Source organism: bacterium, from assembly GCA_030693325.1.
GTDB lineage: Bacteria > Patescibacteriota > Minisyncoccia > UBA6257 > MFKM01 > MFKM01.
On record JAUYAV010000019.1, the window covers coordinates 50,328 to 77,233 of the forward strand.

Consider the following 26,906-nt stretch of genomic DNA (forward strand, 5'->3'; position numbering starts at 1 on the left):
ATTACGTAATTACAGTAATTGTTGATTTTGAATTTTACATTTATTATAACGGGTTGCTGTCGTCGCTGTCCACTTTATCAAAATAAACCTCTCTCGGTTTTGCGCCTTCGCCCGGACCGATCAACCCTCTATTCTCCATAATATCCAAGAGCCGGGCCGCCCGGGCATAACCGACTTTCAAGCGGCGCTGGAGTAGTGAAGCCGACGCTTTTTGAGCCGCTTTGACCACTTCCAGGGCTTCGTCAAAAAGTTCATCATCGTCGTCTTCATCGGACCTATTAAAAATAGAAAAAGGCGATTCGTTATTATTCTGGTCATTGTCCGGTAATTCCAATTCTTTTTCCGAATCGCTTGCCTCCGGTTTATTATTGGTTTTGATAAAGTTGATGACTTTTTTTATTTCTTCTTCAGTGACATAACAGCTTTGGATTCTTTTCGGCTTGGAAAATTCCGAGGATACAAAAAGCAAATCGCCTCGGCCCAGAAGTTTTTCCGCGCCGGCGGTATCAAGAATCGTTCGTGAATCTATCTGGCTTGCCACCTGTAAGGCGATACGGCAGGTGATGTTGGCTTTGATGAGGCCGGTGACCACTTCAACCGACGGCCTTTGAGTGGAAACAACCAGGTGTAAACCCGTGGCGCGGGCCATTTGCGCCAGGCGGATGATTAACCCTTCCACTTCCCGGCCATAGGTCGCCATCAAATCTGCCAGTTCATCTATTACGATTAAAATATAAGGCAGCGGTTCTTCGGCTTTGGCCCCGCTGAGCGAGGCTTTGGCATTATATCCTTGAATGTCGCGGTTGCCGGCTTCCAAAAGAATTTTATAGCGCCGATCCATCTCCTCTATGGCCCAGCGGAAAACATTGATGGCTAATTTGCTTTCGGTGATGACCGGAGCGATAAGGTGGGGAATGCCGTCATAATTTGAAAGTTCCACTCTTTTTGGGTCAATTAAAATAAGTTTAAGGGTGGAAGGAGAATTTTTATAAAGCAGGGAAATTAGAAGCGAATGAATGATTACCGATTTGCCGCTACCGGTCGCGCCGGCGATAAGCAAATGAGGCATTTTATCAATATTGGAGAAAATCGGTTTGCCGTCAATATCTCTTCCCAAAACAAAACCTAAAGGCCCGGAATTTTGGAATTCCGGCGAAGCTATTAAACTGCCCAATCTCACTAAGGCCGCGGCTTTGTTCGGGACTTCAACGCCGACCAATGATTTGCCCGGTATCGGGGCTTCAATTCTTATGGGGTGGCTGGCCAAGGCTAAAGACAGGTCCTGGTTTAAGCCGGTGATTCTTGAAAGTTTGACGCCTTCAGCCGGTTTTAAGGTATAACGGGTTACCGCCGGCCCGACGGTGATTTCACCCATTTCCACCGGAATACCGAATCCCTCTAAAGTTCTTTTAATGATATTGGCGTTGGCCCGCAGGTCGCCGATGCTGGGTTTTTCGCTGAAAGATTTTAACAAATCCAACGGCGGCGCCACATAATTTTTAAAAACCAAAGGTTTTTTAGGGATGATAATTTCCTCAGCTTCTTCTTTCTCTTCTTTTCTTTCTTTCTTTTCTTGTCTAGATAAAGGAATTTCCGAAGTTTTTGCTATAGCGACATGGGTTTCCTCAGCCGGTTCTTTCATATCCGGTTCCTCGGGTTCTTCTTCTATGTCTTTTTCCTTAACTCGCCGCGGAATTCTTAAAGGAACGTTAAAAGTGATGATTATTGAAGCAATTAATAAAGTTGCAGTGATAACCAAACTGGCGGTTTTTCCGAAAGGAATTTCCAAGGCGCCGACAAATTTTCCTATAAAACCTCCGCCGTCGCTCGCCAATAAATCAATTATGCCCAAACCGGAAAGCACAAACAAAACAGCGCCCACTAAAGTGTTACCGACTATTTTTTTTTGCCTTGCAGTGAGAATGGCCAAAGCGGTCAATAATAAAATCATGGGCAGAAGATAATATCCCCAGCCCAGAAGATAATCCAAGGCGCGGTAAAGAAAATTGCCGGCCGGGCCGGCTTGTCTGAAACTGGCCAAAAGCAGAATTGCCGCCAGGCCGATGAAGATTATCGCGAAAACGCTTTTTTTGGCTTCGGGATGAAGCGAAGAATTCATTTCTTTCATCTTTGCTCTTTTTTCTTTTGCCATTAATTTAATTCTAATTTAGAATTAACAAGATGACAACAGATAATAATAGCGACTAGTAACAAGTAATCAGTAACTAGGGAATAGGGACTAATAACAAATGATTAAAATTAATCCTAACATCTTCAAGGCCAATGATATCAGGGGAAAATATCCGTCCGAGATTAATGAAAGAGTAATTTCGGAAATCGTTGGTAAATTGGCTGATTTTTTTCCGGAAGGAAAAATCGTAGTCGCCCATGATGCCCGTTTGAGTTCCCCTGTTTTATACAAAGCGGTTATAACGGGATTCAAAAATAAAAATTTATCCCTACGGGATATCTCCCGAAGGGAGACAAAACTCAAAACTATTGAAGTGGGTTTGGCCACCACGCCGATGTTTTATTTTTTGGTGAAAAAATTAAAAGCCGGCGGCGGAATAATGATTACCGCTTCCCATAACCCGAAAAATTATAACGGCTTGAAAATTGTCGATAAAAACGCTTTGCCGATCAGCGGCTTGGAAGTAAAAAAATTATTTAAATTCTAAGATTCCCGAGATTGATTTTTTATAGATATTTTTGAGATAAAGCTTTTATCAAATCTTTTTCTTCCTCAATTTTTTTAAATCTTTTATAATTCCACTTGAATATCCTATCGTCGAAATAAATATTTTCCGCGCAGGCCAACATAGCCATTTGGGGTAAAATTTCTATGTCTTTTTTTGACAATTTAATTTTTTGAGAATAGTTTTTCAAAAAAAGCTCAAATTCGCTTTTTAAAAAAAAAGGTTTTGATATTTTTTCCATTTTCATTCCAAGTTTAGGAAAATCAAAAGGAATAATATTGAACATAAAAGCAATCATTATCCCAAGATCATAAACAATCGGGCCCCACGATATATCATCAAGGTCAATTAAAAAAAGTTTTTTTCTGCCTAAAACATTGAAATAACTAATATCGCCATGGACTAAGCCGGTTGTTGCGCCAAATATGGGCGGAAATGAATCACAAAAAGAGATTATTTCTTTTCTGATTTTGATTTCTATCTTCTTTTTCGAAAAGGTTGCTCTCAGTCTTTTAATTTTTCCTTTAACATCTACTTCAGGAATTTTACTGTTTCCAATTTTAATTTTGTGTAATTCGCCGACAATGCGACCAAGCTCCGAAAAAAAATATCGCGATGGACGATTTTCTTTTTGATTAATAAATTTTGACAAAAATAAGATATCACCTGATTGCAAAAAATATTTTTTGTTTGATTTCGTGCTAATAATAGCAGGAAGATTAACGCCTTGTTTCTTAATTTTAGATACAAATTCCAATCTCTCAATCAATTCTTTGTTATTTGGAACAGCTTTAATAACATATTTATTTTTGTCGTTTCCGATTAAAAAAGCGCTCCGTTTTCCTCGTGTCTCAAGTTTTTTCAAAAAAACAGGATTTTTGAGATTATATTCTTTTTTAATTTTTTCAATTATCAGAGAAATCATTATTTTTAAATAATAACATTCTGCTTACTAAATAAAAAATCGGGAAAGTGAATGAGCCACTTTCCCGATTTGCTGTTAGCGTAATTACTACTTTGAGATATTACGCGAACGACATCCTCCATGGGAAGATGCCTTAGTCGATGACCAAACCGTTTTTACCGATTTTTTCACTGACTTTTTCATTTTTTGCCTCCTTTCATTTTTTGCAAAAATGCATTATCGCATTCAGCATATACTTTGGTTGTATTAACATATTCCCCGTATCGGTATAATTGATACCCGGACAAAAATTAAAAACTTTTTTTGCCGGAATATCTTTCCATTTTAACGACCCGATTTTTAGCATGCTTTTCCCGTAAACAATTTCTTTGATTTTATTTTTCAAAAAAATATTCCCAACTGGCAAAGGCAACTGACCACACGGAAAAACATCGCCATTTCCCGATATTGCAAATATGGCTTTTCCAGCTTCACAAACATGCTCATTGCGATTAGAATTTTGTGTCTCCGAAATAAAACCCGGATTCTTCATTACAAAATCTCTTAGGTTCTCACTGGAAATATTTAATTGGCTCTTTTTTGCCTGACCATAATATTCATTGGTTATCGGCCAAGAAAAATTTTGAGCAATTTTATTTTCCTCAAAGAAAAGTTTAGTACTTTCCCACGAGTCAAAATTTCTTTTCATTAGAGGTGTTGCCACTTCAACAAAATATCCCATTTTTACCAGTGAATGAAGATTCCCGAGAGTACGCTTTAGCGACCCCGAACTTTTTGTTATATCATCATGAATTTTTGGAACAGAAGAATAAACTGATGTCTGTATTCTGCCTATTCTAAAATTTCCGCATTCATTAGATAGAAACCATCCAGGCAAGTATTGCAAATTACTAAATATTTCTACCAAAAACCCTTTTTCTGTCGCTATTTGCAATAGACTCCGAAGACTTTTGCTAATAAACGGCTCGCCGCCACTTATAACAATAAGAAAAACTCCCAAAGCTTTAAGTTCGTCAAAAAAATCGCCGATACCAGATTCGTTCATCCGCTCAAGAAAGCCCAGTTCAGAAGAACACAAATTTTTATTCCCAACGTAGCAATGGATACATCTTAATGAGCATCTTCGGCTTAATTCAATGTTTACCGTTGTCGGGAAATCAAACGCAAGACCAAGCTTAATCAAATTTTTTCGGCACAACCTAGAATTATATTGGCCGCTTATATTTTTGAAAAAGTTTTTGGTGTCGCTGTCAAATTCATAATCATCCGGCTTATTTGCAATCCTTTTCGCTTTGATATCGTCTGCTTTAATTGAAACAATCTGTCCGTTTTTGCAATTCAAAAAATGAGTATGACTTCCTATATTCCGCCATATAATAGACATAACAATCTCCTTTTTAATTTTTAATGTTCAATCAAATACTTATATACCTATTTTTTAGTATCTAACAAATTAATTGTTTTGTCAAATTTTGTGGCTAAAACACCCAAAATATAGCCAAAACAAGAAAATTTGAGTATAATAACAGTATTCTTATGCGCTATATTGCCGATTTTCACATTCATTCTCCTTACTCGCGGGCGGTTTCCAAGGAAATGACTTTGGAAAATTTGGATATCTGGGCGCAGAAAAAAGGCATCACTATTTTAGGCACGGGCGACTTTACTCATCCCGCCTGGTTTAAAGAAATTCAAAAAAAACTTGAGGAACGCGAGCCGGGACTTTTTGCTTTAAAATCCAACAAATCGGCGGACGCCACTCGATTTATTTTAACTTCCGAGATTTCCAGTATTTATACCAAATATAATAAAGGACGGCGCGTTCATAATCTGATTTTTGCGCCGAATTTGGAAGCGGTTAAAAAAATAAATACTCAGCTCGGCTTTATAGGCAATATTAAATCTGACGGCCGGCCGATTTTGGGCCTTGACCCCAAAGAACTTTTGAAAATTATTTTAGAGGTTGACCCGAAATGTTTTTTAATACCTTGCCATGCCTGGACGCCCTGGTTCTCCATTTTTGGTTCAATGTCCGGTTTTAATTCGGTTGAAGAATGTTTTGAGGAAATGTCCGGTGAAATTTTCGCCTTAGAGACTGGCCTTTCCAGCGACCCGGCCATGAACTGGCGTTTGTCTCAATTGGATAAATACACTTTGATTTCCAATTCAGACGCTCACAGCTTGCCTAATCTCGGCCGCGAGGCCTGCGTTTTTGAAATCAAGCCGGAAAAACTTTCTTTTGACGAAATTAAAAGAATTCTCAAAGAGAAAGACAAAGAAAAATTTTTATACACCATTGAATTTTTTCCCGAAGAAGGAAAATATCATTACGACGGCCATCGGCTTTGCCAGGTGAGATTGTCTCCTAAAGAAACCAAAAAATGCCACGGCCTCTGCCCTGTTTGCGGCAAACGATTAACTATCGGCGTAATGTCGCGGGTGGAGGAATTGGCGGATCGCGAAGAAAATTTTAAGCCCAAAAACCCGATTCCTTTCAAAAGTTTGGTGCCTTTGCGGGAAATTATTGCCGAATCTTTGGGTCGTGGCAAAGCGACAAAATTAGTGGTGGAAGAATATGAAAATTTGGTTTTCAAAGGCGGCAATGAATTTAAAATCCTTTTGGATTTAGCCGAAGCCGAGCTGTCAAAAATAACTTTGCCGAAAATCGTTGAAGGAATTATGAAAGTCAGAAAAAAAGAATTATTTGTTTTGCCCGGCTATGACGGCGAATACGGCACTGTCAAAATTTTTTCCGAGGGAGAAAAAAATAAACCGCCTTTGGCTCAAAAAAATTTGTTTGGCTAAAAATAAAAGCCCCGATTTAATCGGGGCTTTTTAAATTATTGTTCGTAGTTAAAATCTTTTTTTTTGAGGCCTGCCAGAATTTCCGGTCAGTTTGCTATTTTTTCCGCTATTTTATAAACATCACCCGCGCCCAAGGTTAGGATAATCAATTTTGAGTTAATTTTCTTTAATTTCCTTACCTCATTAGCAAAAAATTTGGTTTCAAAAGGCGTGGATTTGGCCTGGGTATGGTGTTTTCTTACTTCTTTCAAAAGAAGCCCATCTATATTTTTTTTCGGTTTTTGTTCGCGGGCCGAAGCAAAAGTGGGCAAAAGATAAACAAAATCGGCTTTTTGGAAACATCGGCCGAATTCTTTAAGCAGAATTTTGGTGCGCGAAAAAGTGTGAGGCTGGAAAATCGCTAAAAGTTTGTAATCAGGATATTTTTCTTTAAGCGCGGCTAAAGTAGCCTTGATTTCTTCTGGATGATGGGCGTAATCATCAACAATTATTATTTTTTGTTTTTTGATATAAAATTCCAGCCGGCGTTTTACTCCTTTGAAAGTTTCAAAAGCGGTTTTGATTTTACGGTCAGGGATTTTCAATTCTTTGGCCAGCCGATAAACCAAGAAAGCGTTTTCTTTGTTTTTATCTCCCAATAAAGGAAAATCAATTTTCGTCAAGAATTTTTTGAAGGCCGGAGAAATTTTTTGACCGGCCAAAACTTTTTTCGCGGTTTGTTTTTTTAATTGTTCAAAAGCCAGCCGGTATTCCTTTCTATTTTTGAAAGAATCCGGATGGTCAAAGTCAATATTGGTAATTAAAAGATAATCGGGTTTCAAGAAAAGAAATTTTTTCTGGTATTCATCGCCCTCGGCAACCAGCCATTTATTTTCTCCTTTTTTAAAATTGCTTTGCCAATTATTACTTACGCCGCCCAGAAAAATAGTTGGTTTGAAGCCGGAAGCGCTTAAAAGATACCCTGCTAAAGCCGTGGTCGTGGTTTTGCCGTGAGAGCCGGCGATTAAAATTTTATTTTCTCCTTGATTAAAAATTTCCGCCAAGGTCTGGCCGTAGTTTTTTAAAGGAATTCCCAGTTTAACGGCTTTTTTGATTTCGGGATGATTTTGATTATAAGCCGAAGAATAAACGACCAAATCAAGGCTTGGATTGATATTTTTGGGAGAAAATGAATTTATCGGTATTTTCAGCCGTTTGAGAGCGGCGTCAGCCGGAAATTTTTCCTTGCTGTCTGAGCCGGTTATTTTAGCTCCGGCTTTCGCAAAAAACTGCGCTAAAGCCGAAATCCCGATTCCTTTGACTCCGATTATATGGATTTTTTCGCCTTTTGTTTGCATTTCTCTTTATTCTACTTTATAATTTTTAAAAGTCGAAACTTTTTATTTTTTATTAATGAATTTTTTAATTAACAATCATATTTATGACTCTAACCCCTTTGTTAGCGGGAGGTTTGGTAGTGGTGGGGTTGATTTTGGGTTATCTTATCAGGCAATTCTTCGCGCTTCGCCAGCTGGATTCAACCGAAGTCAAACTCCGGGAGCAGGTCAAAACCGCCAAATCTCAGGCTGAAGAAATAATTTCAGCCGCCAAAGATAGGGCGATAAATCTCTTAGAAGAAGCCCAGCAGGAAGACAAAAATCACAAGGTTCAACTTGACCGAGTTGAAGAAAGATTACTAAAAAAAGAAGACCTTTTAGACCAACGAGGCTTGGATGTTGACGGCCGGGAAAAAAATCTGGGAATAGGATTGGAGGAATTGAAGGTCGCGAAAACCAAGATTGAAGAACTGGAAAAAGACGCCGTTGGAAAATTGGAAAAAATTTCCGGGCTCAGCCATCAGGAAGCCCGCGAGCAACTTCTTAAAAATTTGGAAAATTTTCATCACGATGAATTGGTTTCTGTGCTACAGAAATTTGAAAAAGAAAAAAGGGATGTAGTTGAAAAGAAGTCCCTGGAGGTAATCACGACGGCGCTCCAGCGTTATAGCCGTTCTCATGTGGCTGACCTGACAACCAGCACGGTAACTATCCCCAATGAAGAACTTAAGGGTAAAATTATCGGCCGGGAAGGCAGAAATATCAGGGCTTTGGAGCGTTTAACCGGAGTTGAAGTGATTATTGACGAAACTCCCGAAAGCATCACCATCTCTTCTTTTGATCCATTGCGGCGTGAAATCGCCAAAATGGCTTTAGAGAAATTGATTCGCGACGGCCGCATTCAGCCGGTGAAAATTGAAGAAAAAGTTGAAGAAGCCAAACAGGAGCTTGACCAGCGCATCAAAGAAATCGGAGAAGCCGCGGCTTATGAGGTTGGCATTCTTGATTTGCCCAAAGAAATTATTTTCCTTTTGGGAAAACTTAATTATCGCACCAGTTACGGCCAGAATGTCTTGCTTCATTCCATTGAAATGACTTATTTGTCCGGAATGATGGCTTCGGAACTGGGCGTTAACGTAGAAGTAGCGAAGAAAGGAGCCCTGCTTCATGACATCGGCAAGGCCATTGACCACGAAGTTGAAGGCAGTCACGTGGAATTAGGCAGGAAAATTTTGAAAAAATACGGCATCAGCGAGGATGTAATCAAGGCGATGGAATCTCATCATGAGGATTATCCTTTCGCAACATCTGAATCTTACATCGTGGCCGCGGCCGATGTTCTTTCTACCGCGCGTCCGGGCGCCCGGCGCGACACTCTGGAAAATTATCTGCGGCGTCTTGAAGAATTGGAAAAATTAGTTTTAGGTTTTGAAGGCGTGAAAATGGCTTACGCGGTTTCCGGCGGCCGGGAAGTCAGGGTTTTCGTGGTTCCGGAAAAAATTGACGACTTCGGAGCTTTGCGTTTGGCGAAAGACATCGCCACCAAGATTCAATCAGAATTGCAATATCCCGGCGAGATTAAGATTAATGTTATCAGAGAAATCAGGGCGGTGGAGTACGCCAGATAGGATTCGGGCGATTTTTCCCAAAACCTTTTCCGCCAGCCATTTCCGTTCAGATAAATTATCCTCGCTCGTCCTTAGAAGTCAACGAAAAATATCGAACTCAACCTCATCCGCCAACTGGCGGATTCGGGATTCAAACAGCGATATTTTTCTACTTCTTTCGTCCTCGCTCAGTAATTTATGGCTTCACTTCAACAGGCTGGCTAAGAAAAGATTTTGTGGAAAAAATAACAGCAAACCAAACTTGTCTGAGAAAATATCCCGCAGGCGCTGAAAGCTTGGTTTCGCCGCAGGCGAATTTCAGCGCCGAGGGAAAAGAAATTCCGACCGCTGGAGTCGGAATATTCTGGTTTTCGAAGGCAAGTTTGGTTTGCTGGAATCCAAGGAGACCTTACTAAAACTTTGCAAACTTGTGTTTTTCTAGTATTATGCTATGCTTTTAAGGCCAAAGGTCGATAAGCATTACTAAAAAGCGAATAAATTCTATTATGAAAAAAGACGGATTAGTAGAAGCAGTAATGAGCGCGGCCGGCCTTGAGACCAAAAAACAATCCCAAGAGGTGGTTGATGCTCTTTTTGATACTATTGTTAAAACTTTAGCCAAAGGGGAAGAGGTGGCTATCACGGGATTTGGCGCTTTTCGCGTAGTCAAAAGAGCGGCTCGAATGGGAGTCAATCCTAAAACTGGCGAAAAAATTCAAATTGCCGCCTCAATTAAACCAAAATTCAAAGCTGGAAAAGTTTTTAAAGAAGCGGTTAAATAAATCCGTGAAATAACTAAAAACCCCTCCGATATAATGTCGGAAGGGTTTTTAGTTTTGTTTGAGTAGCTTCCTCACAAAGCTACTTATTATCAAAGGACGCTGAGCGTCCTCAAATGAGCAACTTTTTGACAAGATTACTCATTTCAATAAAAATCTGATAAGTTTCTTTAATTTTACTTAAAGAATTTCCTACCAGACCTTTGATTGACAAAAATTGGTCCTCAATTGAAATTGAGGGGGTGGAAGTGCTGTTAGTCGAGCTGGTATTCTCAATTGAAACGGATATTTCCGGAACAATTATTTTTTCGGTGGAAGAAGTGGTAATCGGAGTTGAAGCGCCGGTGAGCGTTGAGCTGGCGACGGAAAGTTTTTCTTCAATCAGCCAAAATCCGTCTTTAGCTTTTTGATAAAAATCCTTGGCTTCTTTGAGGGAATCGGCGGCCAAGTTTAATAGTTTTTCTAATCCGTCAACGCCTTCAAGGTTGGCTTTTTTAAGTTTTTTCACATCTGAAGATATTTTAGCGAATCTGTTTCCTGCCATTTCTAAGGTGGCTTTTTGCCGGTTTATCAAAAGAAAAGCGGTGGCGGCGGCTAATTCGGAATTATAATTCGTCTCCCGCCAATCCTTGAAAGATTGAGCCATTTCTTTTATTTTTGCCAGATTGATTTCTTCGGGTTTTCCCAAAATATCTTTTTGTTCATTATAAAACTTGAGGAATCCTTCAAATTCTCCGAGGAATTGTTCTCTCAAAGAAATGGCTCTTTCTTCCAGATTATTCAAGGCCTTGAGTTGGCTGATAGTGTCTTCGGCTTCCTTGATTGAAAGGTCTAAAATTTTTGCGAAAATATCCAATCGCTGGTTCAATTCCTGCTGCGCTTTTTCTTCGGGACTTAAGGCATTTGAATCTTTGGTGGTTATTAAATTTGTTGTGCTGTCCTTAACTCCCTGAACGCTTTCTTTGATGGTGTCAAAAGATTGTTGGAGATTGGCGGAAGCGAAATTTACCGTTATTAAACTAGCGGCGGAAACCAGGATAAAATATGTCAGGACGCTTAGCGTCCTTTTGGCAACGCTTAGCGTTTGCAGGATTTTCTTCATAATAAAATTTGGTCTAAAAGATTATCTATATCTTTATTATTTGAGGTATCGCTGTTTAATTGAGTTTGTTCTGACTCCAAAATAATCGGATTAAGGTGGCTGGTTTGTTTTGATGTTATCTCTTTAAGAGCCAGCGAAACCGTTTCACTGGTTTTCTGCGAATAATCAATTTTAGCCAGTTGAATGTCAATATTTAAATTTTTAAATTCGGTTTCCAGGGCTTGAGCGTTAAGATTGGGAGCCGTGGGTTTCAAATTTGAATTATGCATCAGATTGCCGGAAATCAGGACCAAAAGCAGTCCGGCCACGGTAAAAACCAGCTGTCTATTAAACAATGGAAGTTTTCGATAAACAACCGGAGCGGCCAAAATAGCCGCTTTTGAAATTCGGCTGTATCCGGGGTCCGGTTGTATTTGCCTGAATTTTTTTAGGCTCTCAATGATATTTTCTAAGAATTTGAACCTCGCCCCGGGTTCATCTGAGGAAAAGGACGTAGCCAAAATAACCAGTTTGGAGCGCTGGCTGTATTCCGCGTCTGGCAGAATTTTTTTAAACTTCTTTAATTTTTCTATTATATTTTTCATTGACGATTTTTCTAATGTTTTCAAGAGATCGGTGTTGGGCAGTCCTAATCGCTCCTTCATTTTTTCCAAGAGCTACGGCGATTTCTTCGTTAGTCATATCTTCCACAAATCTCATGATGATAATTGATTGCTGTTCTTCCGGAAGTTCCTTAAGGGCAGCCTTTATAATGTTCAATTCAAATTCCTGATCTATTTTTTCTTCTAAATTATTAACAGCCGCGGTTTCTGCAATACTCTCCAGATTAAGATTCTTTTTATCGGTCCGGTAATAATCAATTACGGCGTTATGGGCGATCCGGTAAAGCCAGCTTGAGAAAGGGAAACCCTGGATTTTATATTTTTCAATATTTTGCCAGGCGCTCAGGAAAACTTGATGGGCCAGGTCTTCGGTCGTGACTTTATCCCCGATTTTTAATAGAATAAACCGATAAATAGCCGGCAAGTATTGGTCATAAAGCAAACCAAAAGCTTCCGGATCTCGGGTTTGGGCCTTTTTGATTAATTCTTCTTCTTTCATAGGTTAAAACGATAGAGCTGGGGATAAGTTACCGGAGCGGGTAGGGGGAATCGAACCCCCGGCATCAGCTTGGAAAGCTGAGGTATTGCCACTATACGATACCCGCAAGTATAATCTTATTATCTTTATTGTAGTGCGGGATTTTTTCCCTCTTTATTATGACACGATTATTGGATATAATCTATAAATACTATAAATAATAGTTTAGAAGTCAACCCCCATACTAAAATGAACAAAAAATTTTTAAGAAAAACATCGAACTGGGTTATATCAATTATCATTTTGGTTTTATTGGCCGTCATTGGCTGTGGAATTTGGTTTTTGGTGAGCAGAACTCCGGCTAAGCCGCCGGTTGAATTTTTGACTGCCCGCGAACGGGGAGCGGAAATCAGCCAAAAAATTGCCGAATTGTCTTCAGCTACCGCCGAAAAAATCGCAGAGATTAATTCTTTGGATTTAAGCAACGATTACGATAAAGCATTGAGCTTAAGTGAGGATGCTCAAACTAAAAACCGGGAGGTGCGGAATCAAGCCGTCAAATTGGGCAATGAAGTGCAGAAAATGGCGGAATTTTTGGATAAAGTTCCTTCTTCTAAAAGTCAGGAATTGGCGATGAAAGCCATCACTACGGAAATGTCCTTGTTAACCAATCTTATGCAATACAGCTCAATTCTTGACCAGTTTTTGGGCAATCTTAATTTGGCCTTTGCCACCTCCAAATCCGAGTATCGGCAAGCCGCCGCAAATAATCTTTCCGACCTTAATCTTAAAACCAATACTATCAACAATCTTAACCGGCAATTCAGCGACCAGATGCGGGAATTTGATGAATCTTTTTCCCGTTAACTAGAAAAGTTGATTGAGACGAATCTGATTTCCTTGAGGCGCGTCATTAACCACAATCCCTTTCCCCATTAATTGGTTTCTGATTTTATCGGCTTCCGAATATTTTTTTTCTTTTCTCAATTTATCCCTTTTCTCCAATAAAGATTGGATATTTTTGTTTTTGAGCAATTCAGTTTTCTTGGCTTGATATTCTTTATAAGAAGGCTCAATAAAGCCCAAAACCGAGTCAATCTCAAAAATAAACTTTTTGATTTCTTTTGTCTGGCCGGCATTAAGATTGCCCATTAAATTATTAATTCCATTCATAAAATTAAATAATTCCGCCAGCGCCGCGCTGATGTTCAAATCGTCATCAAACGCTTCTTCAAATTTTGTCCGGCAGTCGGTTATCAGTGGTTTTATTTTCAGATTGTTTTTTTCTTTATTTTTTACGAAATCCAACTCAATGAGAAAATTCAAAAATTTTGAAGCAATGGCTTTGGCTTCGTCAAAATTTTTGAAAGAAAAATCCAAAGTTTGCCGATAATGGGTTTTTAACAAAATTAATCTTAATAATAAAGGATTTATTTTTTTCGCTTCAATATCCTGGAGCGTGTAAAAATTGCCGAGCGACTTGGACATTTTTTGCCCTTCCACGATTAAATGGGCGTTATGAAGCCAATAATTCACGAATTTTTTGCCGGTGGCCGCTTCGGATTGGGCGATTTCATTGGTGTGGTGGGGGAAAATCAAATCAATGCCGCCGCCATGAATATCAAAATGCGGACTCAGATATTTCATAGACATTGCCGAACATTCAATGTGCCAGCCCGGCCGGCCTTTGCCCAAATCGGTCTGCCAAAAAACTTTGCCGTCGCTCGGCTTCCATGCCTTCCATAAAACAAAATCATTGATATTTTCTTTATTGTATTCATCTTGGGCGTTCAATCTATTTTCAATGTTCGGCTTTAAATCTTGTTTTTCAATTTGGGCCAGTTCTCCGTATTGCGGAAATTTTGATATTTTAAAATAAACCGACCCGTCTTCAGCTTTATAAGCGAATCCTTTTTTGAGCAATATTTTTATAAGATTAATCATTTCTCGGACATGCTCGGTGGCTTTCGGCATAACATCGGGCAGTTTGATATTTAAGGATTTTAAATCGCCGATAAAACCCCGCAAATAAAAATCAGTGAACGCTTTGAGAGTTTTTTTCTGATTTTGGCTTTCGCGGATTGTTTTATCGTCAACATCGGTGATATTCATCACGTATTTGATTTTCAAATTGCGATATTCAAAAAAGCGTCTTAAAAGGTCGGCAAAAATATAAGCGCGGAGATTACCGATGGTGGCATAGTTGTAAACCGTGGGGCCGCAGACATAAAGTTTAACCAAGCCGGCTTTGATGGGTTTAAATTTTTCTATTTTATGGGTTAGGGTATTAAATAGACGCAGCATACTTAGTATTGGTATTTCAAATGTGATTATTAATTCTTATTTTTATTTACTATTGTGATTCCACGATCGCGGAATTACAATAGTAATCTGAAAATTTGGTTTGTTTCAATTGGTCGGGGCGCCGAGATTCGAACTCGGACTAAATCTTCCCAAAAGACTCGTGCGGCCACTACACTACGCCCCGTTTCTGATGAGTGAAATCAAACCACCTATTGAAATTTTAGGTTAAAAATTTTAAACTGTAAAATGAATTCTTGTGTTTCCCTCGTAGCTTAGCGGGCCAAGAAGTGTTTTTTCCTGTTTGCTAAAATATCTCCCCGTAGTTCAACGGATAGAACGGAGGACTTCTAATCCTTCGATCGAGGTTCGATTCCTCGCGGGGAGACAAAAAGGCCTATGACAAGCAGGTGAATTTGATAGAATAAAAAAAGCCGGGTTAGCTCAGTGGCAGAGCGCTTCCCTGAAGAGGAAGGCGTACCCAGTTCGATTCTGGGACCCGGCACCAATAAAAAAGTCCCGATAAAAACGGGACTTTAAAAATGGTGGGGGAGCGTGAATCAGAACGTCTTTTCTTTCCTAAGGGAAAGGAAGTGCGCCGATGGCGGCAAAAAATAAATTTTCCATCGGTTTTCAAACCTTAGGGAAGAAAGCTCCCCCAAAAAAGAACATATTTTCAAAGAGCGTACTTTTACGTAGGTTAAACAATTTTTTTATTCTTGTCAATTCTGTTAATATATTTATATTGAAGCCGCCCCTATAGTTCAACGGATAGAATGCAAGCTTGCGGAGCTTGAAATGTAGGTTCGATTCCTACTGGGGGCACAAAATTAAAAGGCGATGCCTGGCGCCAGGCATCGCCTTTTAATTTTTATCAGTGCTCCCGAGAGGATTTGAACCTCTAACCCTTACGGGAAACCCCGCACAAGTGAGTGGGCGAGGCGGGATTCGAACCCGCACTCCTTTCGGAACACGGTTCTAAGCCGTGCGCCTATACCAATTCGGCTACTCGCCCAAAAATTGCTTAGCTATTACATATTTTCTTTCCAAATAATTCTCTACTTTAGGATAATACATAAAATTTAATAATTTAATAGAGTCGGCTTTCGCATAAGCTAATACATAAATATCACTTTTCATTTCAATCCACCCTCCTTTAATTTTAAATTGATTGAAAATTTTATTCTTTATCCAATTTAAAAATAATGGACTTGCCGAAAATAATCTGGTTCGTAGTTGAATATGTTTACTTTCGGGATGCGAAGCGATACTAATATTTCCGTCACCATCAATACACCCTCTAAGAAAATCAGCAAAATATTCGTCGGGTATATTTAGAGAGCCGATGGTCTTTGATTTAGCGGGGGTTAATCCTAATGATAATAAAAATTCATAAAAATTTTTGTCACCAAATTGGACTTGAAAATATTTTTTAATTTTTGATTTTTCACGGGTTTTACGCCCAATTCTATTTTTAAGCCCCAAGCATTTTTTAAAAGTTAAAATCATATCTTTGTCCTTTGAAGTCATGTTTAAATGCCGACCGTCTTTAGATAAATTCCCATCGGTTGCGATAAGGCCTATTGCATAAGCAAAGTTAGGAGACCATTCTATTAGTACTTTGTTTAATCGTTTCATTATTATGTCAATTATACTAAACCACATAGCGTTTGCCAATGTTCGAGTGTTTTAATTATTGTGCCTGCCAGTTCCGCCACGGGAGCTTTAATTTGACAATTTATAAATTTTATGCTATTTTTATAACTGTTTCAAGATGAGAATGTTTTTTATTTTGAAACGAGTTCTTTAATAATTTTATAAAAGAAAAACTGTAAAAGAAAGGATGGTGGTTGAAATGGGTATTTTTTTAATGTTTTTGTGGATAGCAGTAGGACTGAGTATTTGGTTTCAAGGATTAAGGAAGATTCCAGCTGACCCGCCATGCGTTGCCTTGATTACTTTTTTCGGGAAACCTATTCCAGAATACAAAGAGGCAGGATGGCGATTCTTTTTTCTGTACCCATTTATTTTTGGATACATCCTGATAGATGTTTCCAAAAAAAATAGCACGGAAAAAGAAATATCTAGCCAATTGGTAAGGGCTCCGGATTTTGCGGAATTTTTAGTGCCCTTAGAAATCACCTGGACTCCAATGAAAGATGGACAGGCTTTGATAGAATATATCAAGTCAAAAAAAGAAAAAGGAGTCTGGGAGATTTTGGCCGGTATTGTGGCTCAGCGTCTCCGGGAGTGGGCTATTTCTTCAATTGAAGGACCACAAGATGGGGAAGCATTACTAAAAGCCGGAGATGATGCCGTAGCTATTTTAATAAAGGCAATCGCTGGCAACGCTTTGTCCCCAATTCCCGGGCCATTTCCTACCCAAATTCTCCTGCATTATTTTAAAGTTCCTCGGCCTTCGGTTAGGCCGGAAGAGAAAAAAATTGCTGGAAAAAATTGGGAAAAATTGGAAGAGGAATTACGGAAACTACCACCGGGGTTGGTTACAACTATCAAAACTGAAGTGGAAAAAAGAAGGGATGGAATCAACGATATTAGGAACGGCAACGGGAAACAGGCTATTTCGCATTTAGGAATAGAGCTGAAAAGGTTAAACATCGGAGAAATAAAGGCCACCGGGAAATATGGTGAATCCCTGGAGTCAAAAGCAAAGGAGGAGCGGGAGAGAAAATCCGAAACATTAGAAATCCAACATGTTGCTGACACCGTTGATAGATTAAAAAAACAGTTGGGAGTTTCCAATGAAACGGCCTTAGAAATTCTCCAGACCGAACGCGGCAAGGTGACAAAGAGCATCAGCGAGAATAAATGGAATATTTCGCCGGAAACCAGGGCGATGATTGAAAAAATCGCGCCAGAAATATTAGCTGGGTTTCTGAAAAAGTTTACGAAAGGAGGTAAATAAATTGGCTGACGGATCTGCAGCGAAAGATAAGGGAGTTTCTAAATGGCTTTGGTGGATTCCGGTTTTACTAGCAGTAATCGGATTAGTGACAATAATAGGTGTCTCGAATTCGAAACGGACCGTCGGTTCTACTTCCTACCGGATTGCGGCTGACACTCAAAACATCTGGCCTCGCATTGGAGAAACAGTGAAAGTAAAAATCTATCCCGATCGTTTGTCAGGATGGATTAATCTTCCTCCGGGCAGGAAATTCGTAATTGATGCCCCAGGGGAAATTGAATATTTTTTTTGGACTGGCGAACGTATTCTTATCAAAAATAAGAATACGGAATGGTTAGGGAAAGTTCCTAACTGTTCTTTCCGACTCCGAGGAACAGCAGGCGAAGCCACTATCAGTATTCAGTAACTAAAGCCCCGTTAGATAAATTATCTAACGGGGCTTCTTTTTACTAAAAATTATTTAATTAAAGTTTAGGCACCGATTAATTGTCGGACGATGAATTCAACGCCTTTGGCGATTAAACCGACACCGATTGCCACGGCCGCGTAAATCAACTGATTCGCGGCTGATTTGGTTTTTTCAGGATCTCCGGCGCTACCCAGATAACTGAAAGCCGCCATCATAATGAAGATTACAGCAAGAAGCAAAAGAATGGTGAAAATCCAATTGATGACGGTATTAAGAATGCGGAGGATGTCTTCAATATGAGTGATCGGAGTCGGGGCCGTCTGGATGCCTTGGGCTAAAACTAAAGTCGGCAAACCGATTAAAGATATTAACAAAATAGCGCTTTTTAATTGTTTTATTTTCATATTTTATTTTTGTCTTTCGACCTTTTTACTATTAACCGCCTAAAAGTTGCTGGATGATCGAGGTGATTCCCCAGGATATCAAGATTATACCATAACCGACGCAAGTCCAGAGAATCATTTGCTGAGCGCTTTTTATATTTTCGGGATTATCACCGGCCGTTAAAATTTTAAAAGCGGCAAAAAGAATCATTATGGTGACAATCGGCGGAGCGATATAAACGCTCAAAGAGTAAGCGATACTGTTGATTATCTGGCTGATACTTTCCACTCCCAAAGGATTAGGAATGGTAAAGCCGCCTCCTTGGTTGCCGCTTGGCGTTGTGCCCCCAGAGCGAGTCTGCGCCAAAACTTTATTAATCCCAAAAACAGCCGCGTATATTTTTATTAAAAGATAATTCATAATCTTATTTTAACATTAACACTTAATCGTGTACCATGGCCAGTTGAGTCCACCGGTCATTAAATTGAGAAAAGTGTTAAGAATCACCCAGGCGCTTAGCATAATGACTATTCCGATAATCGCCGAAAAAATGATACCCTGACTTTCTTTGAGTTTACTCGGATTGCCGCTGTTTATTATCATCATTATTCCGCCGAAAATTATAAAGGCAACGGCCAAAGGAAAGGCGATGTCTTGCGTCAAAAAATTAATTATTTTTTGTCCAAATTGTAAAAAATCGCACCAAGTGCAACTGGTTCCGGAGCATTCGGGCGCAAGTTTAGCGAAAAATAAAACATTCAATAACATTTATCGTTGCATTAATTGGGTAATTTGGGCTTCAGCTTGGTTAATGGCGCTTTTCGCCGTTTGTTTGCCGCTTATCACTGATTCTATCATATCCGAAAAAATTGTTTCTATTTGGTCGCTGTCAATTTGGGGCCAGGATTTGGCGGTCAGGGCCTGTTTGGCAAAAACGCCTAACGCCGAGTCATTGATATATTTTTGAATCAGAGATCTTAAGGCCGGCGGATTATTGGTTTGCTGGAGATAGTTTTCCGCGTTGGTTTGATTGGTTGTTAAAAGAAGAATGAAATCCCAGGCTAAATCCGAATTGGAACTTTTATTGGAAACTGTATAGCCCCGGTAATTGGCGTAATTTACCGGGTTTGTTTGGTCGTTTTGAGGCGCCGGCGCCACGGCGAAATTCAAAAAAGGATTTTTGGTTTTAATATATGAAAGCTGATAGGCATAATTGAAAATCATCGCAACCGAACCTTCGGCAAAAGCATCCAGGGAATAATGAAGAGTATCGTTCCAGGCATAATCAAAATTTATTGGATTAGTGAAATGGGTGTAAAAATTCAAAGCGGTTAAGCCCGGTGAACTGCCGCCGGTCGTAGTTTGGCTGAAAGTGGCTCGGGTGAAATTACTGTCAACCATCTGGGCGCCGGCTTGAAGCATTAAAAGATTTAAAAGGTCGGTTGCTCGGTTGATGCTTTTATCAGAACCGCCGATGGCGGCTCCGGCCCGGCTGATTTTTCCGATTTTATCCAGAACTCTTACCGCGGGAATAATGTTTTGAAATTCCGTCCAGTTGGTCGGGACCAAAGCTATTCCGCTTTGATTAAAAATGTCTTTGTTGTAAATAAGCGTTATAGTGTCGATAGAAAGAGGAAAAGCGTAGATAAGTTTGTTGTCGGTAAAATCTTCTTTGACCACTTCGGGGAAAAGCTGGTCTGTGTAAGTTGCCAGGTTCAATTTTTCCTGGGGCAAAGGTGAAATTTTATCATAATGTTTCGGCAGCCAGGTGTTATGAATCATAAAAATATCCGGCCCTTTGCCGGCCGCCAAAGCGTTAATTAATTCATTTTCGTAAGTACCGGGGTCAAACTGGCGATAATTTATCCTGATTCCGGAATGAAGATTCTGGAATTGATCAATAACGTTTCGGTAAGCGCTTTTTTGGTCATATACCCCCCAAAATTCTAAAGTGGCTTGAAGTTTTGTTTTAGTTGCCGGCCGCATTCCCGGAATAACCCCCAAAAAGACGAGAATAAAAAATAAAATTACAACTCCGACGACACTGACGATGATTAATTGATTGCGAGATAATTTCATTATATTGATTTTAAATTATTTATTAAATTATTGCGAGGTCTTAATTACTCAATTACTTAATTACCGTAATTACAGTAATTGCGGTAATTACTGTAATTATTTATATTGTAATCATTCCCACTAATTTGTCGCCTGGATCAAGGTTCATGATTTTTACGCCTTGAGTGGCCCGGCCTACCAAGCGAATACTGCTAATTTCGGTTTTCAAGATTTGGCCTTTCGCGGAAATCGCCAAAATTTCTTCGGCTTCGTCAATGATTTGTCCGGCGATTATCGGCCCGGTTTTGGAAGTGATTTTGGCGGTTTTAATTCCCGAACCGGAACGGCTCTGAATTCGGTATTGTTTTATGCTGGTTTGTTTGGCGAACCCGTTAGCCATCACCACTAACAATCGCTGGTCTTTCGCTTCTTTTTTAATTATATCAATTCCGCTGACAAAATCGCCTTTTTTAAGTCTGATGGCTTTTACTCCGCTGGCGGTTCGGCCCATAGCTCGGACTTGTTTTTCGGGAAAACGGATAGCCTGCCCCAAAGCCGTGGCTAAAATAATTTCATCATGGCCGGAGGAAAGTTTAACCCATTTCAAAAGATCGTCTTTTTTGAGGTTAATGGCGATTAAGCCGTTGCGGCGGATGTTGGCGAAATCATCCGGCGTTGATTTTTTAATAACCCCGTTTTTGGTGGCCATTACCAGAAACGCCGAGGCGTGATTTTTAGGATAACTGATTATGGCGCTGATTTTTTCTTCGGTCGAGAGGTCTAAGAAATTATAAATTGATTTGCCTTTGGATGTTCGGCTTGCTTGGGGAATTTCATAGGCCTTGGTTTGAAAAACCCGGCCGCGGTCGGTGAAAAACAAAACGCTGTCGTGGCTTTTGGCCGTCAGAATTTGAGTGATAAAATCTTCTTCTTTCAGATCAAAGCCGATAAGTCCTTTGCCGCCGCGTTTCTGGCTCCGGAAACTGTCTGGCGCCAATCGTTTAATGTAACTGGCTTGGCTTAAAGTGATAATATTGTCTTCCTGGGGGATGAGATCTTCCTCGCGATATTCTTTGACTTCGGTGCTGATGATTTTGCTCCGCCGCGGATTGTCAAAATTATTTTTTAATTCGGTTAATTCGGTTTTGATGATTTTCAAAATTTCTTTGGGATTTTTCAAAATGAATTGGAGGTCGGCAATCAGTTTCTTTTTTTCTTTTAATTCGTCTTCAAGTTTTTGGCGTTCCAGGGCGGCCAGGGTTTGAAGCCGCATTTCTAAAATAGCGTTGGCTTGAATGTCGCTGAATTTGAATTTTTTAACCAGATTTTCGCGGGCGGTTTCGCGGTCTTTTGATTTTTTAATAGTAGCGATGACTTCGTCTATTGAATCCAGGGCTTTTACTAAGCCGGTCAGAATATGCGCCCGTTCCTCGGCTTTTTTTAAATCAAACTCGGTTCTTTTTTTAATGACCTCCTGGCGGTATTTTATCCAGGCGCCAAGAATGTCTTTCAGGGACAACACTCGCGGTTGAATACCGTCAACCAAAGCCAGCATATTCAAATAAAACTCTTTTTGAAGGTCGGTGTGTTTGTAAAGAAAATTAAGAATTTTTTGGGGATTAACGTCGCTTTTCAATTCAATGACGATTCTCAGCCCTTCTCTGTCGCTTTCATCTCTAATATCTTTAATGCCTTCAATTTTTTTATCCTGGACAAGGTCGGCGATTTTAATGATGAGCTCTGACTTATTCACCTGATAAGGAATCTCGGTGATTATAATGTCAAACTGTTTTTCTTTGCGTTCCTGAATATCAGCCCTTGCCTGCATAGTGACTGAGCCCTTGCCCAAAGCATAGGTTTCGGCGATTGATTTGTTATAAATATAGCCGCCGGTCGGGAAATCAGGACCAGGCACGATTTTTACCAAATCTTTTATTTCGGCCTGGGGATTATCAATTAAATATTTGGTCGCCTCAATTATTTCTCCTAAATTGTGGGGCGGGATATTAGTCATCATCCCGACAGCGATGCCGTAGGTTCCGTTGACCAAAAGATTCGGGAATTTGGCGGGCAGGACTTTCGGCTCCAGCCGGGTATTGTCATAATTCGGCTGCCAATCAACAGTTTCTTTCTCAATATCAACTAATAATTCTTCGGCAATTTTTGAAAGCTTAGCTTCGGTGTACCGGTAAGCCGCCGCGGAATCTCCGTCAATAGAACCGAAGTTTCCCTGTCCGTTAATTAACGGGTATCTTTGGGAAAAATCTTGGGCCATCCGTACTAAGGCATCGTAAACCGCAATATCGCCGTGAGGGTGATAACGGCCCAAAACCGAACCGATGATCGTGGCTGATTTCCGGAATTTGGCATCGCTTCTCAGGCCGTCTTCAAGCATGGCGTAGAGAATCCGGCGATGAACCGGTTTTAATCCGTCTCTGACGTCAGGCAAGGCCCGCGAAATAATAACTGAAAGGGCGTAATCCAAATAACATTCCTGAAGTTCGCTGGTAATTTCTTTTTTTTCTATTTTTTCCGGCATATTTTATTTATTGAGTTGAAGTGGCATTTAAGATTCCCGGGGAACTGGTTGTGAAATTAGGGTTATCGGTTTCAACGGAGATTTTGCGAGCCGCGGTGATCAATTCTTTTATTTGGCCGACAATTGTTTTAAAACCGGTTATAAAAACTTGCCAGGAGGATTCTTTTGGCGTTTGAGCCGAAGATTGATTATCAGCCGGTTCGGTTGCCGCGGCCTGGTCCGAGTTAATAATTGTTTTATTAAAATAAATCGCCCAGAAGCTGATTATTAAAATCATAGCGATAGCGCTTAAAATAAAAAGCCAGTGTTTTTTTTTGGTTTCATCGGCCGCTTGAATATTTTGAAGGATTTTTCTTAAATTTTTAAGCATCCGATTATTAGTTTTTCCTTGGAAAGATCTTTTTTGCCGATGGTCAGTTTTTCCTGGGGTTCCACGCCGTTTTGGCCCAGTTCTTCAAGAAAAGATTTTATATCCTTGAAATTTTCAAAAAGAGTCGGGACAATCAAACTCGGTTTTAACTGCCGGATTAATTTAGCCGCCGCCGCTTTCTCAATGAACGGCTTGCCGCCGGCCGGCACGAAAATAATATCAGCGTCTTCCAGGTATTCCTGGATTTTTTTGATTTCATTTTCTTCGGCCAGATGACCCAATAAAACAATTTTAAGGTCGTCAATTTCTATTGAATAAACCGACCTCAAATCTTTACCCGGTAAAGACCAGCCATTTATAGAAACATTTTTAATTTCGTATTCCCCGGGATAACTGATTTCAAAGGCCTCGGCCGGCTTGTTCTGTTCATTTGACAAGGGAGCGATGGTTTTGATAATAATATCGGCTCGGCCCCGAAAAGGAGCGAGATCGCCTTCCTTTTCAAAAGGGTCGGTGACAATAACCAAATCTCCGCTCTGGAGTTTAAAACAATTTTTTCCGTACCAAGTAATGACCATAATTTTATTTAGAACTTTTATTATATTGTATCCTTACTTGCTTTTCAACTAAAGATTGTTAGAATTAGTCATTAGACGTCAAAAAATATGCCCAACAATCAAAAAATTAATGTCATTGACCAATTAACGAAGGCCGACCCGAATCTGATTTCCTTGCTGAAAATCGGCGATTTGATTGAAGGCCAAGTTCTCAAAAAAGAACCGAAAAGGTTGTTTTTGGATTTGGGGAAATACGGCACTGGGATCGTTTACGGAGTGGAATTCATCAACGCCAAAAATATCATCAAAAAACTCAATCCCGGTGATCCGGTAAAAGCGAAAATTTTAGATTTGGATAATGATTCGGGTTATCTTGAATTGTCCTTGACCGAAGCGGGCAAATATAAAGTTTGGGAGGAATTGGGAGATTTAAAAGATCAAGATGAGCCCATAAAAATTAAAGTGACCGGTTTTAACAGCGGCGGTTTAATGACGGAAATGAACGGACTGGCGGCTTTCCTCCCGGTTTCTCAATTAAGCAACGAACATTACCCGAGAGTTGAAGACGGCGATAAAAAGAAAATCGCCGAAGAATTGAAAAAAATAGTCGGGCAGGAACTGATGGTGAAAATTATTGATTTTAATCCGCGCACCGGAAAACTGATAATTTCCGAACGGGAAGTGGTTGACAGACCGTCTAAGGCCTCATTGGAAAAATACGAGGCGGGACAGATAATTGACGGAATTATTTCCGGCGTGGCTGATTTTGGCGCCTTTGTTAAATTTGCCGATAATCCGGCGATAGAAGGATTGATTCATATTTCCGAATTAGACCACCGTTTAATTGATAACCCCAAAGAAATTGTTAAGGTTGACGATGCGGTCAAAGCCAAAATTATTGACATTAAAAACGGGAAAATTTTTCTTTCTCTCAAAGCATTGAAGCCCAATCCCTGGGATTCGGTTGAAGAAAAATATAAAACCGGCCAGGAAGTTATGGGCGTTGTTTCTAAATTTACGCCTTTCGGAGCGTTTATAAATCTTGATAATGAAATTCACGGCTTGCTTCATGTTTCCGAATTCGGCAGCGTTGAGGAGATGAAAAAGCAATTGGAAATCGGTAAAACTCAAAAATTTGTCATCGGTTTGATCAATCCGCAGGAAAAAAGATTGATTCTCAAATTAGTTAAATAAGGGCTTAGCAGTTTCATCATAATGAAGGCATTTTCTAAAAATATTTTTTGGGCGATTATTACTTTAATAGTAATATCGTTGCTTTTTTCTTTATTTGCTCAAACGGCTAAAGCGCCGCAGTTTGTCACTTTAAACGATTTGGCTTCAAAGATTAACGCCGGCGAGGTGAGTAAAATTTCCGTTAATGAAAATGATCTGGCCGTTGATTTAAAAAACGGAGATAAATTAATTTCCAAAAAAGAAACCGAATCCGGGCTTTCTGAAACTTTGAAAAATTTCGGGGTTGACCCGGCGGCTTTGCGCCAGGTGTCCCTGGAAGTTAAAGAGGCCTCCGGTTTCAAATTCTGGATTAATCTTTTGGTGCCGATAGTTTTGCCGCTGTTGATTATCGGATTTATTTTTTGGCTGATGTTTAAGCAGGCGAGAAGCGGCGCCAACCAGGTCTTCAGTTTCGGCCGCGCCAACGTGAAAGTTTTCGCGCCTTTCAAAGACCGGATAACCTTTGAAGATGTCGCCGGATTGAAAGAAGCCAAGCAGGAATTGATGGAGGTGATTGATTTTTTGAAGAATCCAAAAAAATATTTGGAAATCGGCGCCCGCATTCCCCGCGGAATTTTACTGCTGGGTTTGCCGGGAACGGGTAAAACTTTAATCGCCCGGGCGACAGCCGGCGAAAGTAATGTGCCTTTTTTTCATATGTCGGCCTCGGAATTCGTGGAAATGTTTGTCGGTGTCGGCGCCAGTCGCGTCCGCGATCTCTTTTCCATCGCCAAAAAAAGCGCTCCTTGTATTGTTTTTATAGACGAAATTGACGCTGTCGGCCGGGAAAGGGGAGCCGGCTTGGGCGGCGGTCACGATGAAAGAGAACAGACCCTCAATCAGATATTGGTGGAGATGGACGGGTTTGATCGTGAAACCAACGTTATTATTTTGGCGGCGACCAACCGGCCCGATATTTTAGACCCGGCCCTGTTGCGGCCCGGCCGTTTTGACCGCCGCGTGATTTTGGATATGCCCGATATCAATGACCGCGAAGCGATTTTAAAAATTCACTGCAAGGGAAAATCCTTGGGCAAAGATATTGATTTGAGGCAGGTGGCTATCCGCACCCCGGGTTTTTCCGGAGCGGATTTAGCCAATCTAACCAACGAAGCCGCTATTTTGGCCGCCCGCCAGAATAAACATTTTATCAGTCAGGAAGATTTGTTTAATTCCATTGAAAAAGTCATTCTCGGCCCGGAACGCCGCACCCGGGCGATTTCCGTGAAAGAAAAAGAATTAATCGCTTATCACGAAGCCGGCCACGCTTTAGTGGCGTCCGGTCTTAAAGACAGCGATCCGGTTCAAAAGGTTTCAATCATCAGCCGCGGCTTGGCTGGCGGTTATACTTTAAAATTGCCAATAGAGGAAAGAAGAATAGAAACCAAGTCCCAGTTTTTGGCGGAATTAGCGGTTTTATTCGGCGGTTATCTTTCCGAATCAATTGTTTTCGGCGACATCAGCACCGGCGCTTCCAACGATTTGAAACAAGCCACTGATTTGGCGAAAAAATTGGTTACCCGCTATGGGATGAGTGAAAAATTAGGGCCGCGGACTTTCGGCAAGACAGAAGAAATGATATTTTTGGGCCGCGAAATCACCACCGAAAAAGATTACTCGGAGGAATTGGCCAAAAAAATCGACGATGAAGTTGAAGCTTTAATTGAGCGGGCTATCAAAGCCGCCAAAAAAATTCTTTCTTCCCAAAGGAAAGCCCTGGATGCTATAGCTAAAACTCTGCTCCAAAAAGAAAGCATTGAGCGTGAGGAATTTGACAGGATAATCAAGAGTTTCAAAATCCAGCCCATAAAAGTATAAA

25 protein-coding genes and 6 tRNA genes are annotated in these 26,906 nt (G+C 40.2%); 12 read left to right on the plus strand and 19 right to left on the minus strand.

The features are described 5' to 3' along the window. Positions 1-43: 43 nt before the first annotated feature. Entirely contained in the window at positions 44-2,152 is a 2,109-nt protein-coding gene (locus Q8N22_02265) for a DNA translocase FtsK (protein MDP3052761.1), read from the minus strand. Between the two features lie 97 nt (positions 2,153-2,249). On the opposite strand from Q8N22_02265, the gene Q8N22_02270 reads away from it, so the two are divergent. Then, positions 2,250-2,678, plus strand: a complete 429-nt coding sequence (locus Q8N22_02270; GenBank protein MDP3052762.1) for a hypothetical protein — start codon at positions 2,250-2,252, stop codon at positions 2,676-2,678. Positions 2,679-2,697: 19 nt separating this feature from the next. Here Q8N22_02270 and Q8N22_02275 read toward each other — a convergent pair whose 3' ends face one another. Both Q8N22_02275 and Q8N22_02280 read right to left on the minus strand, forming a co-directional pair. Then, complete coding sequence (locus Q8N22_02275) at positions 2,698-3,621, minus strand: phosphotransferase (GenBank protein ID MDP3052763.1); 924 nt, start codon at positions 3,619-3,621, stop codon at positions 2,698-2,700. Between the two features lie 196 nt (positions 3,622-3,817). Further along, positions 3,818-5,005, minus strand: a complete 1,188-nt coding sequence (locus Q8N22_02280) for a hypothetical protein (GenBank protein ID MDP3052764.1) — start codon at positions 5,003-5,005, stop codon at positions 3,818-3,820. Between the two features lie 152 nt (positions 5,006-5,157). Between Q8N22_02280 and Q8N22_02285 the strand changes: the two genes are divergently transcribed. Continuing rightward, complete coding sequence (locus Q8N22_02285; GenBank protein MDP3052765.1) at positions 5,158-6,426, plus strand: endonuclease Q family protein; 1,269 nt, start codon at positions 5,158-5,160, stop codon at positions 6,424-6,426. An 86-nt stretch (positions 6,427-6,512) separates the two neighbouring features. Here the strand turns inward: Q8N22_02285 and Q8N22_02290 are convergent, their stop codons facing one another. Beyond that, positions 6,513-7,763, minus strand: coding sequence for a cyanophycin synthetase (locus Q8N22_02290; protein ID MDP3052766.1), 1,251 nt, complete (start codon positions 7,761-7,763; stop codon positions 6,513-6,515). Positions 7,764-7,846: 83 nt separating this feature from the next. On the opposite strand from Q8N22_02290, the gene rny reads away from it, so the two are divergent. Both rny and Q8N22_02300 read left to right on the plus strand, forming a co-directional pair. Then, positions 7,847-9,370, plus strand: coding sequence for a ribonuclease Y (gene rny, locus Q8N22_02295; protein ID MDP3052767.1), 1,524 nt, complete (start codon positions 7,847-7,849; stop codon positions 9,368-9,370). Positions 9,371-9,855: 485 nt separating this feature from the next. Further along, positions 9,856-10,131: an HU family DNA-binding protein gene (locus tag Q8N22_02300; GenBank protein ID MDP3052768.1), complete on the plus strand. Its 276-nt coding sequence runs from the start codon at positions 9,856-9,858 to the stop codon at positions 10,129-10,131. A 109-nt stretch (positions 10,132-10,240) separates the two neighbouring features. Here the strand turns inward: Q8N22_02300 and Q8N22_02305 are convergent, their stop codons facing one another. From Q8N22_02305 to Q8N22_02320, 4 genes are all read right to left on the minus strand, one after another. Beyond that, positions 10,241-11,230: a hypothetical protein gene (locus tag Q8N22_02305; GenBank protein ID MDP3052769.1), complete on the minus strand. Its 990-nt coding sequence runs from the start codon at positions 11,228-11,230 to the stop codon at positions 10,241-10,243. After that, positions 11,227-11,814 (minus strand): hypothetical protein, encoded by a 588-nt coding sequence (locus tag Q8N22_02310; GenBank protein MDP3052770.1) that lies wholly within the window; start codon positions 11,812-11,814, stop codon positions 11,227-11,229. Before Q8N22_02310 ends, Q8N22_02305 begins: the two co-directional genes overlap by 4 nt. Next, the gene (locus tag Q8N22_02315) at positions 11,780-12,331 is read right to left on the minus strand and encodes a sigma-70 family RNA polymerase sigma factor (GenBank protein MDP3052771.1); all 552 of its coding nucleotides are present in this window, start codon (positions 12,329-12,331) and stop codon (positions 11,780-11,782) included. Before Q8N22_02315 ends, Q8N22_02310 begins: the two co-directional genes overlap by 35 nt. 35 nt (positions 12,332-12,366) lie before the next feature. Next, positions 12,367-12,437: transfer RNA gene (locus tag Q8N22_02320), tRNA-Gly, on the minus strand. A 122-nt stretch (positions 12,438-12,559) separates the two neighbouring features. Here Q8N22_02320 and Q8N22_02325 point away from each other — a divergent pair. Beyond that, positions 12,560-13,177: a hypothetical protein gene (locus Q8N22_02325; protein MDP3052772.1), complete on the plus strand. Its 618-nt coding sequence runs from the start codon at positions 12,560-12,562 to the stop codon at positions 13,175-13,177. Here the strand turns inward: Q8N22_02325 and cysS are convergent, their stop codons facing one another. Both cysS and Q8N22_02335 read right to left on the minus strand, forming a co-directional pair. After that, entirely contained in the window at positions 13,178-14,614 is a 1,437-nt protein-coding gene (cysS, locus tag Q8N22_02330; GenBank protein ID MDP3052773.1) for a cysteine--tRNA ligase, read from the minus strand. It abuts the gene before it with no gap. A 110-nt stretch (positions 14,615-14,724) separates the two neighbouring features. Next, a tRNA-Pro gene (locus Q8N22_02335) sits at positions 14,725-14,798 on the minus strand. Between the two features lie 129 nt (positions 14,799-14,927). Here Q8N22_02335 and Q8N22_02340 point away from each other — a divergent pair. The 3 genes from Q8N22_02340 (at position 14,928) to Q8N22_02350 (ending at position 15,436) form a co-directional block, all read left to right on the plus strand. Continuing rightward, positions 14,928-14,999 (plus strand) — tRNA-Arg (locus Q8N22_02340). 45 nt (positions 15,000-15,044) lie between these two features. Next, positions 15,045-15,119 (plus strand) — tRNA-Phe (locus tag Q8N22_02345). Positions 15,120-15,364: 245 nt separating this feature from the next. Beyond that, positions 15,365-15,436 (plus strand) — tRNA-Arg (locus Q8N22_02350). Between the two features lie 108 nt (positions 15,437-15,544). Here the strand turns inward: Q8N22_02350 and Q8N22_02355 are convergent. Then, positions 15,545-15,626: transfer RNA gene (locus Q8N22_02355), tRNA-Leu, on the minus strand. Next, the gene (locus Q8N22_02360; protein ID MDP3052774.1) at positions 15,617-16,249 is read right to left on the minus strand and encodes a hypothetical protein; all 633 of its coding nucleotides are present in this window, start codon (positions 16,247-16,249) and stop codon (positions 15,617-15,619) included. Before Q8N22_02360 ends, Q8N22_02355 begins: the two co-directional genes overlap by 10 nt. Positions 16,250-16,466: 217 nt before the next feature. Between Q8N22_02360 and Q8N22_02365 the strand changes: the two genes are divergently transcribed. Further along, positions 16,467-17,537 (plus strand): hypothetical protein, encoded by a 1,071-nt coding sequence (locus Q8N22_02365; GenBank protein MDP3052775.1) that lies wholly within the window; start codon positions 16,467-16,469, stop codon positions 17,535-17,537. A gap of 1 nt (position 17,538) precedes the next feature. Then, on the plus strand, positions 17,539-17,943 hold the full coding sequence (locus tag Q8N22_02370; GenBank protein ID MDP3052776.1) for a hypothetical protein: 405 nt from the start codon (positions 17,539-17,541) through the stop codon (positions 17,941-17,943). 65 nt (positions 17,944-18,008) lie between these two features. Here Q8N22_02370 and Q8N22_02375 read toward each other — a convergent pair whose 3' ends face one another. From Q8N22_02375 to Q8N22_02405, 7 genes are all read right to left on the minus strand, one after another. After that, positions 18,009-18,350: a hypothetical protein gene (locus Q8N22_02375; GenBank protein MDP3052777.1), complete on the minus strand. Its 342-nt coding sequence runs from the start codon at positions 18,348-18,350 to the stop codon at positions 18,009-18,011. A gap of 31 nt (positions 18,351-18,381) precedes the next feature. Beyond that, positions 18,382-18,750 carry a hypothetical protein gene (locus tag Q8N22_02380; GenBank protein MDP3052778.1) on the minus strand — a complete coding sequence of 123 codons (369 nt, stop codon included), beginning with the start codon at positions 18,748-18,750 and terminating at the stop codon, positions 18,382-18,384. A 15-nt stretch (positions 18,751-18,765) separates the two neighbouring features. Then, a complete protein-coding gene (locus Q8N22_02385; GenBank protein MDP3052779.1) occupies positions 18,766-19,098 on the minus strand; it encodes a hypothetical protein in 333 nt (110 codons plus the stop codon). After that, complete coding sequence (locus Q8N22_02390) at positions 19,099-20,409, minus strand: extracellular solute-binding protein (GenBank protein ID MDP3052780.1); 1,311 nt, start codon at positions 20,407-20,409, stop codon at positions 19,099-19,101. Positions 20,410-20,509: 100 nt separating this feature from the next. Beyond that, the gene (gyrA, locus tag Q8N22_02395; GenBank protein ID MDP3052781.1) at positions 20,510-22,927 is read right to left on the minus strand and encodes a DNA gyrase subunit A; all 2,418 of its coding nucleotides are present in this window, start codon (positions 22,925-22,927) and stop codon (positions 20,510-20,512) included. Between the two features lie 7 nt (positions 22,928-22,934). Further along, positions 22,935-23,297: a hypothetical protein gene (locus Q8N22_02400; protein ID MDP3052782.1), complete on the minus strand. Its 363-nt coding sequence runs from the start codon at positions 23,295-23,297 to the stop codon at positions 22,935-22,937. Next, positions 23,282-23,875 carry an MBL fold metallo-hydrolase gene (locus tag Q8N22_02405; protein ID MDP3052783.1) on the minus strand — a complete coding sequence of 198 codons (594 nt, stop codon included), beginning with the start codon at positions 23,873-23,875 and terminating at the stop codon, positions 23,282-23,284. Before Q8N22_02405 ends, Q8N22_02400 begins: the two co-directional genes overlap by 16 nt. An 87-nt stretch (positions 23,876-23,962) precedes the next feature. Here Q8N22_02405 and Q8N22_02410 point away from each other — a divergent pair, with 87 nt between their 5' ends. Further along, positions 23,963-25,048 (plus strand): S1 RNA-binding domain-containing protein, encoded by a 1,086-nt coding sequence (locus Q8N22_02410; protein MDP3052784.1) that lies wholly within the window; start codon positions 23,963-23,965, stop codon positions 25,046-25,048. A 21-nt stretch (positions 25,049-25,069) separates the two neighbouring features. After that, complete coding sequence (gene ftsH, locus Q8N22_02415) at positions 25,070-26,905, plus strand: ATP-dependent zinc metalloprotease FtsH (protein ID MDP3052785.1); 1,836 nt, start codon at positions 25,070-25,072, stop codon at positions 26,903-26,905. Position 26,906: the final 1 nt, after the last annotated feature.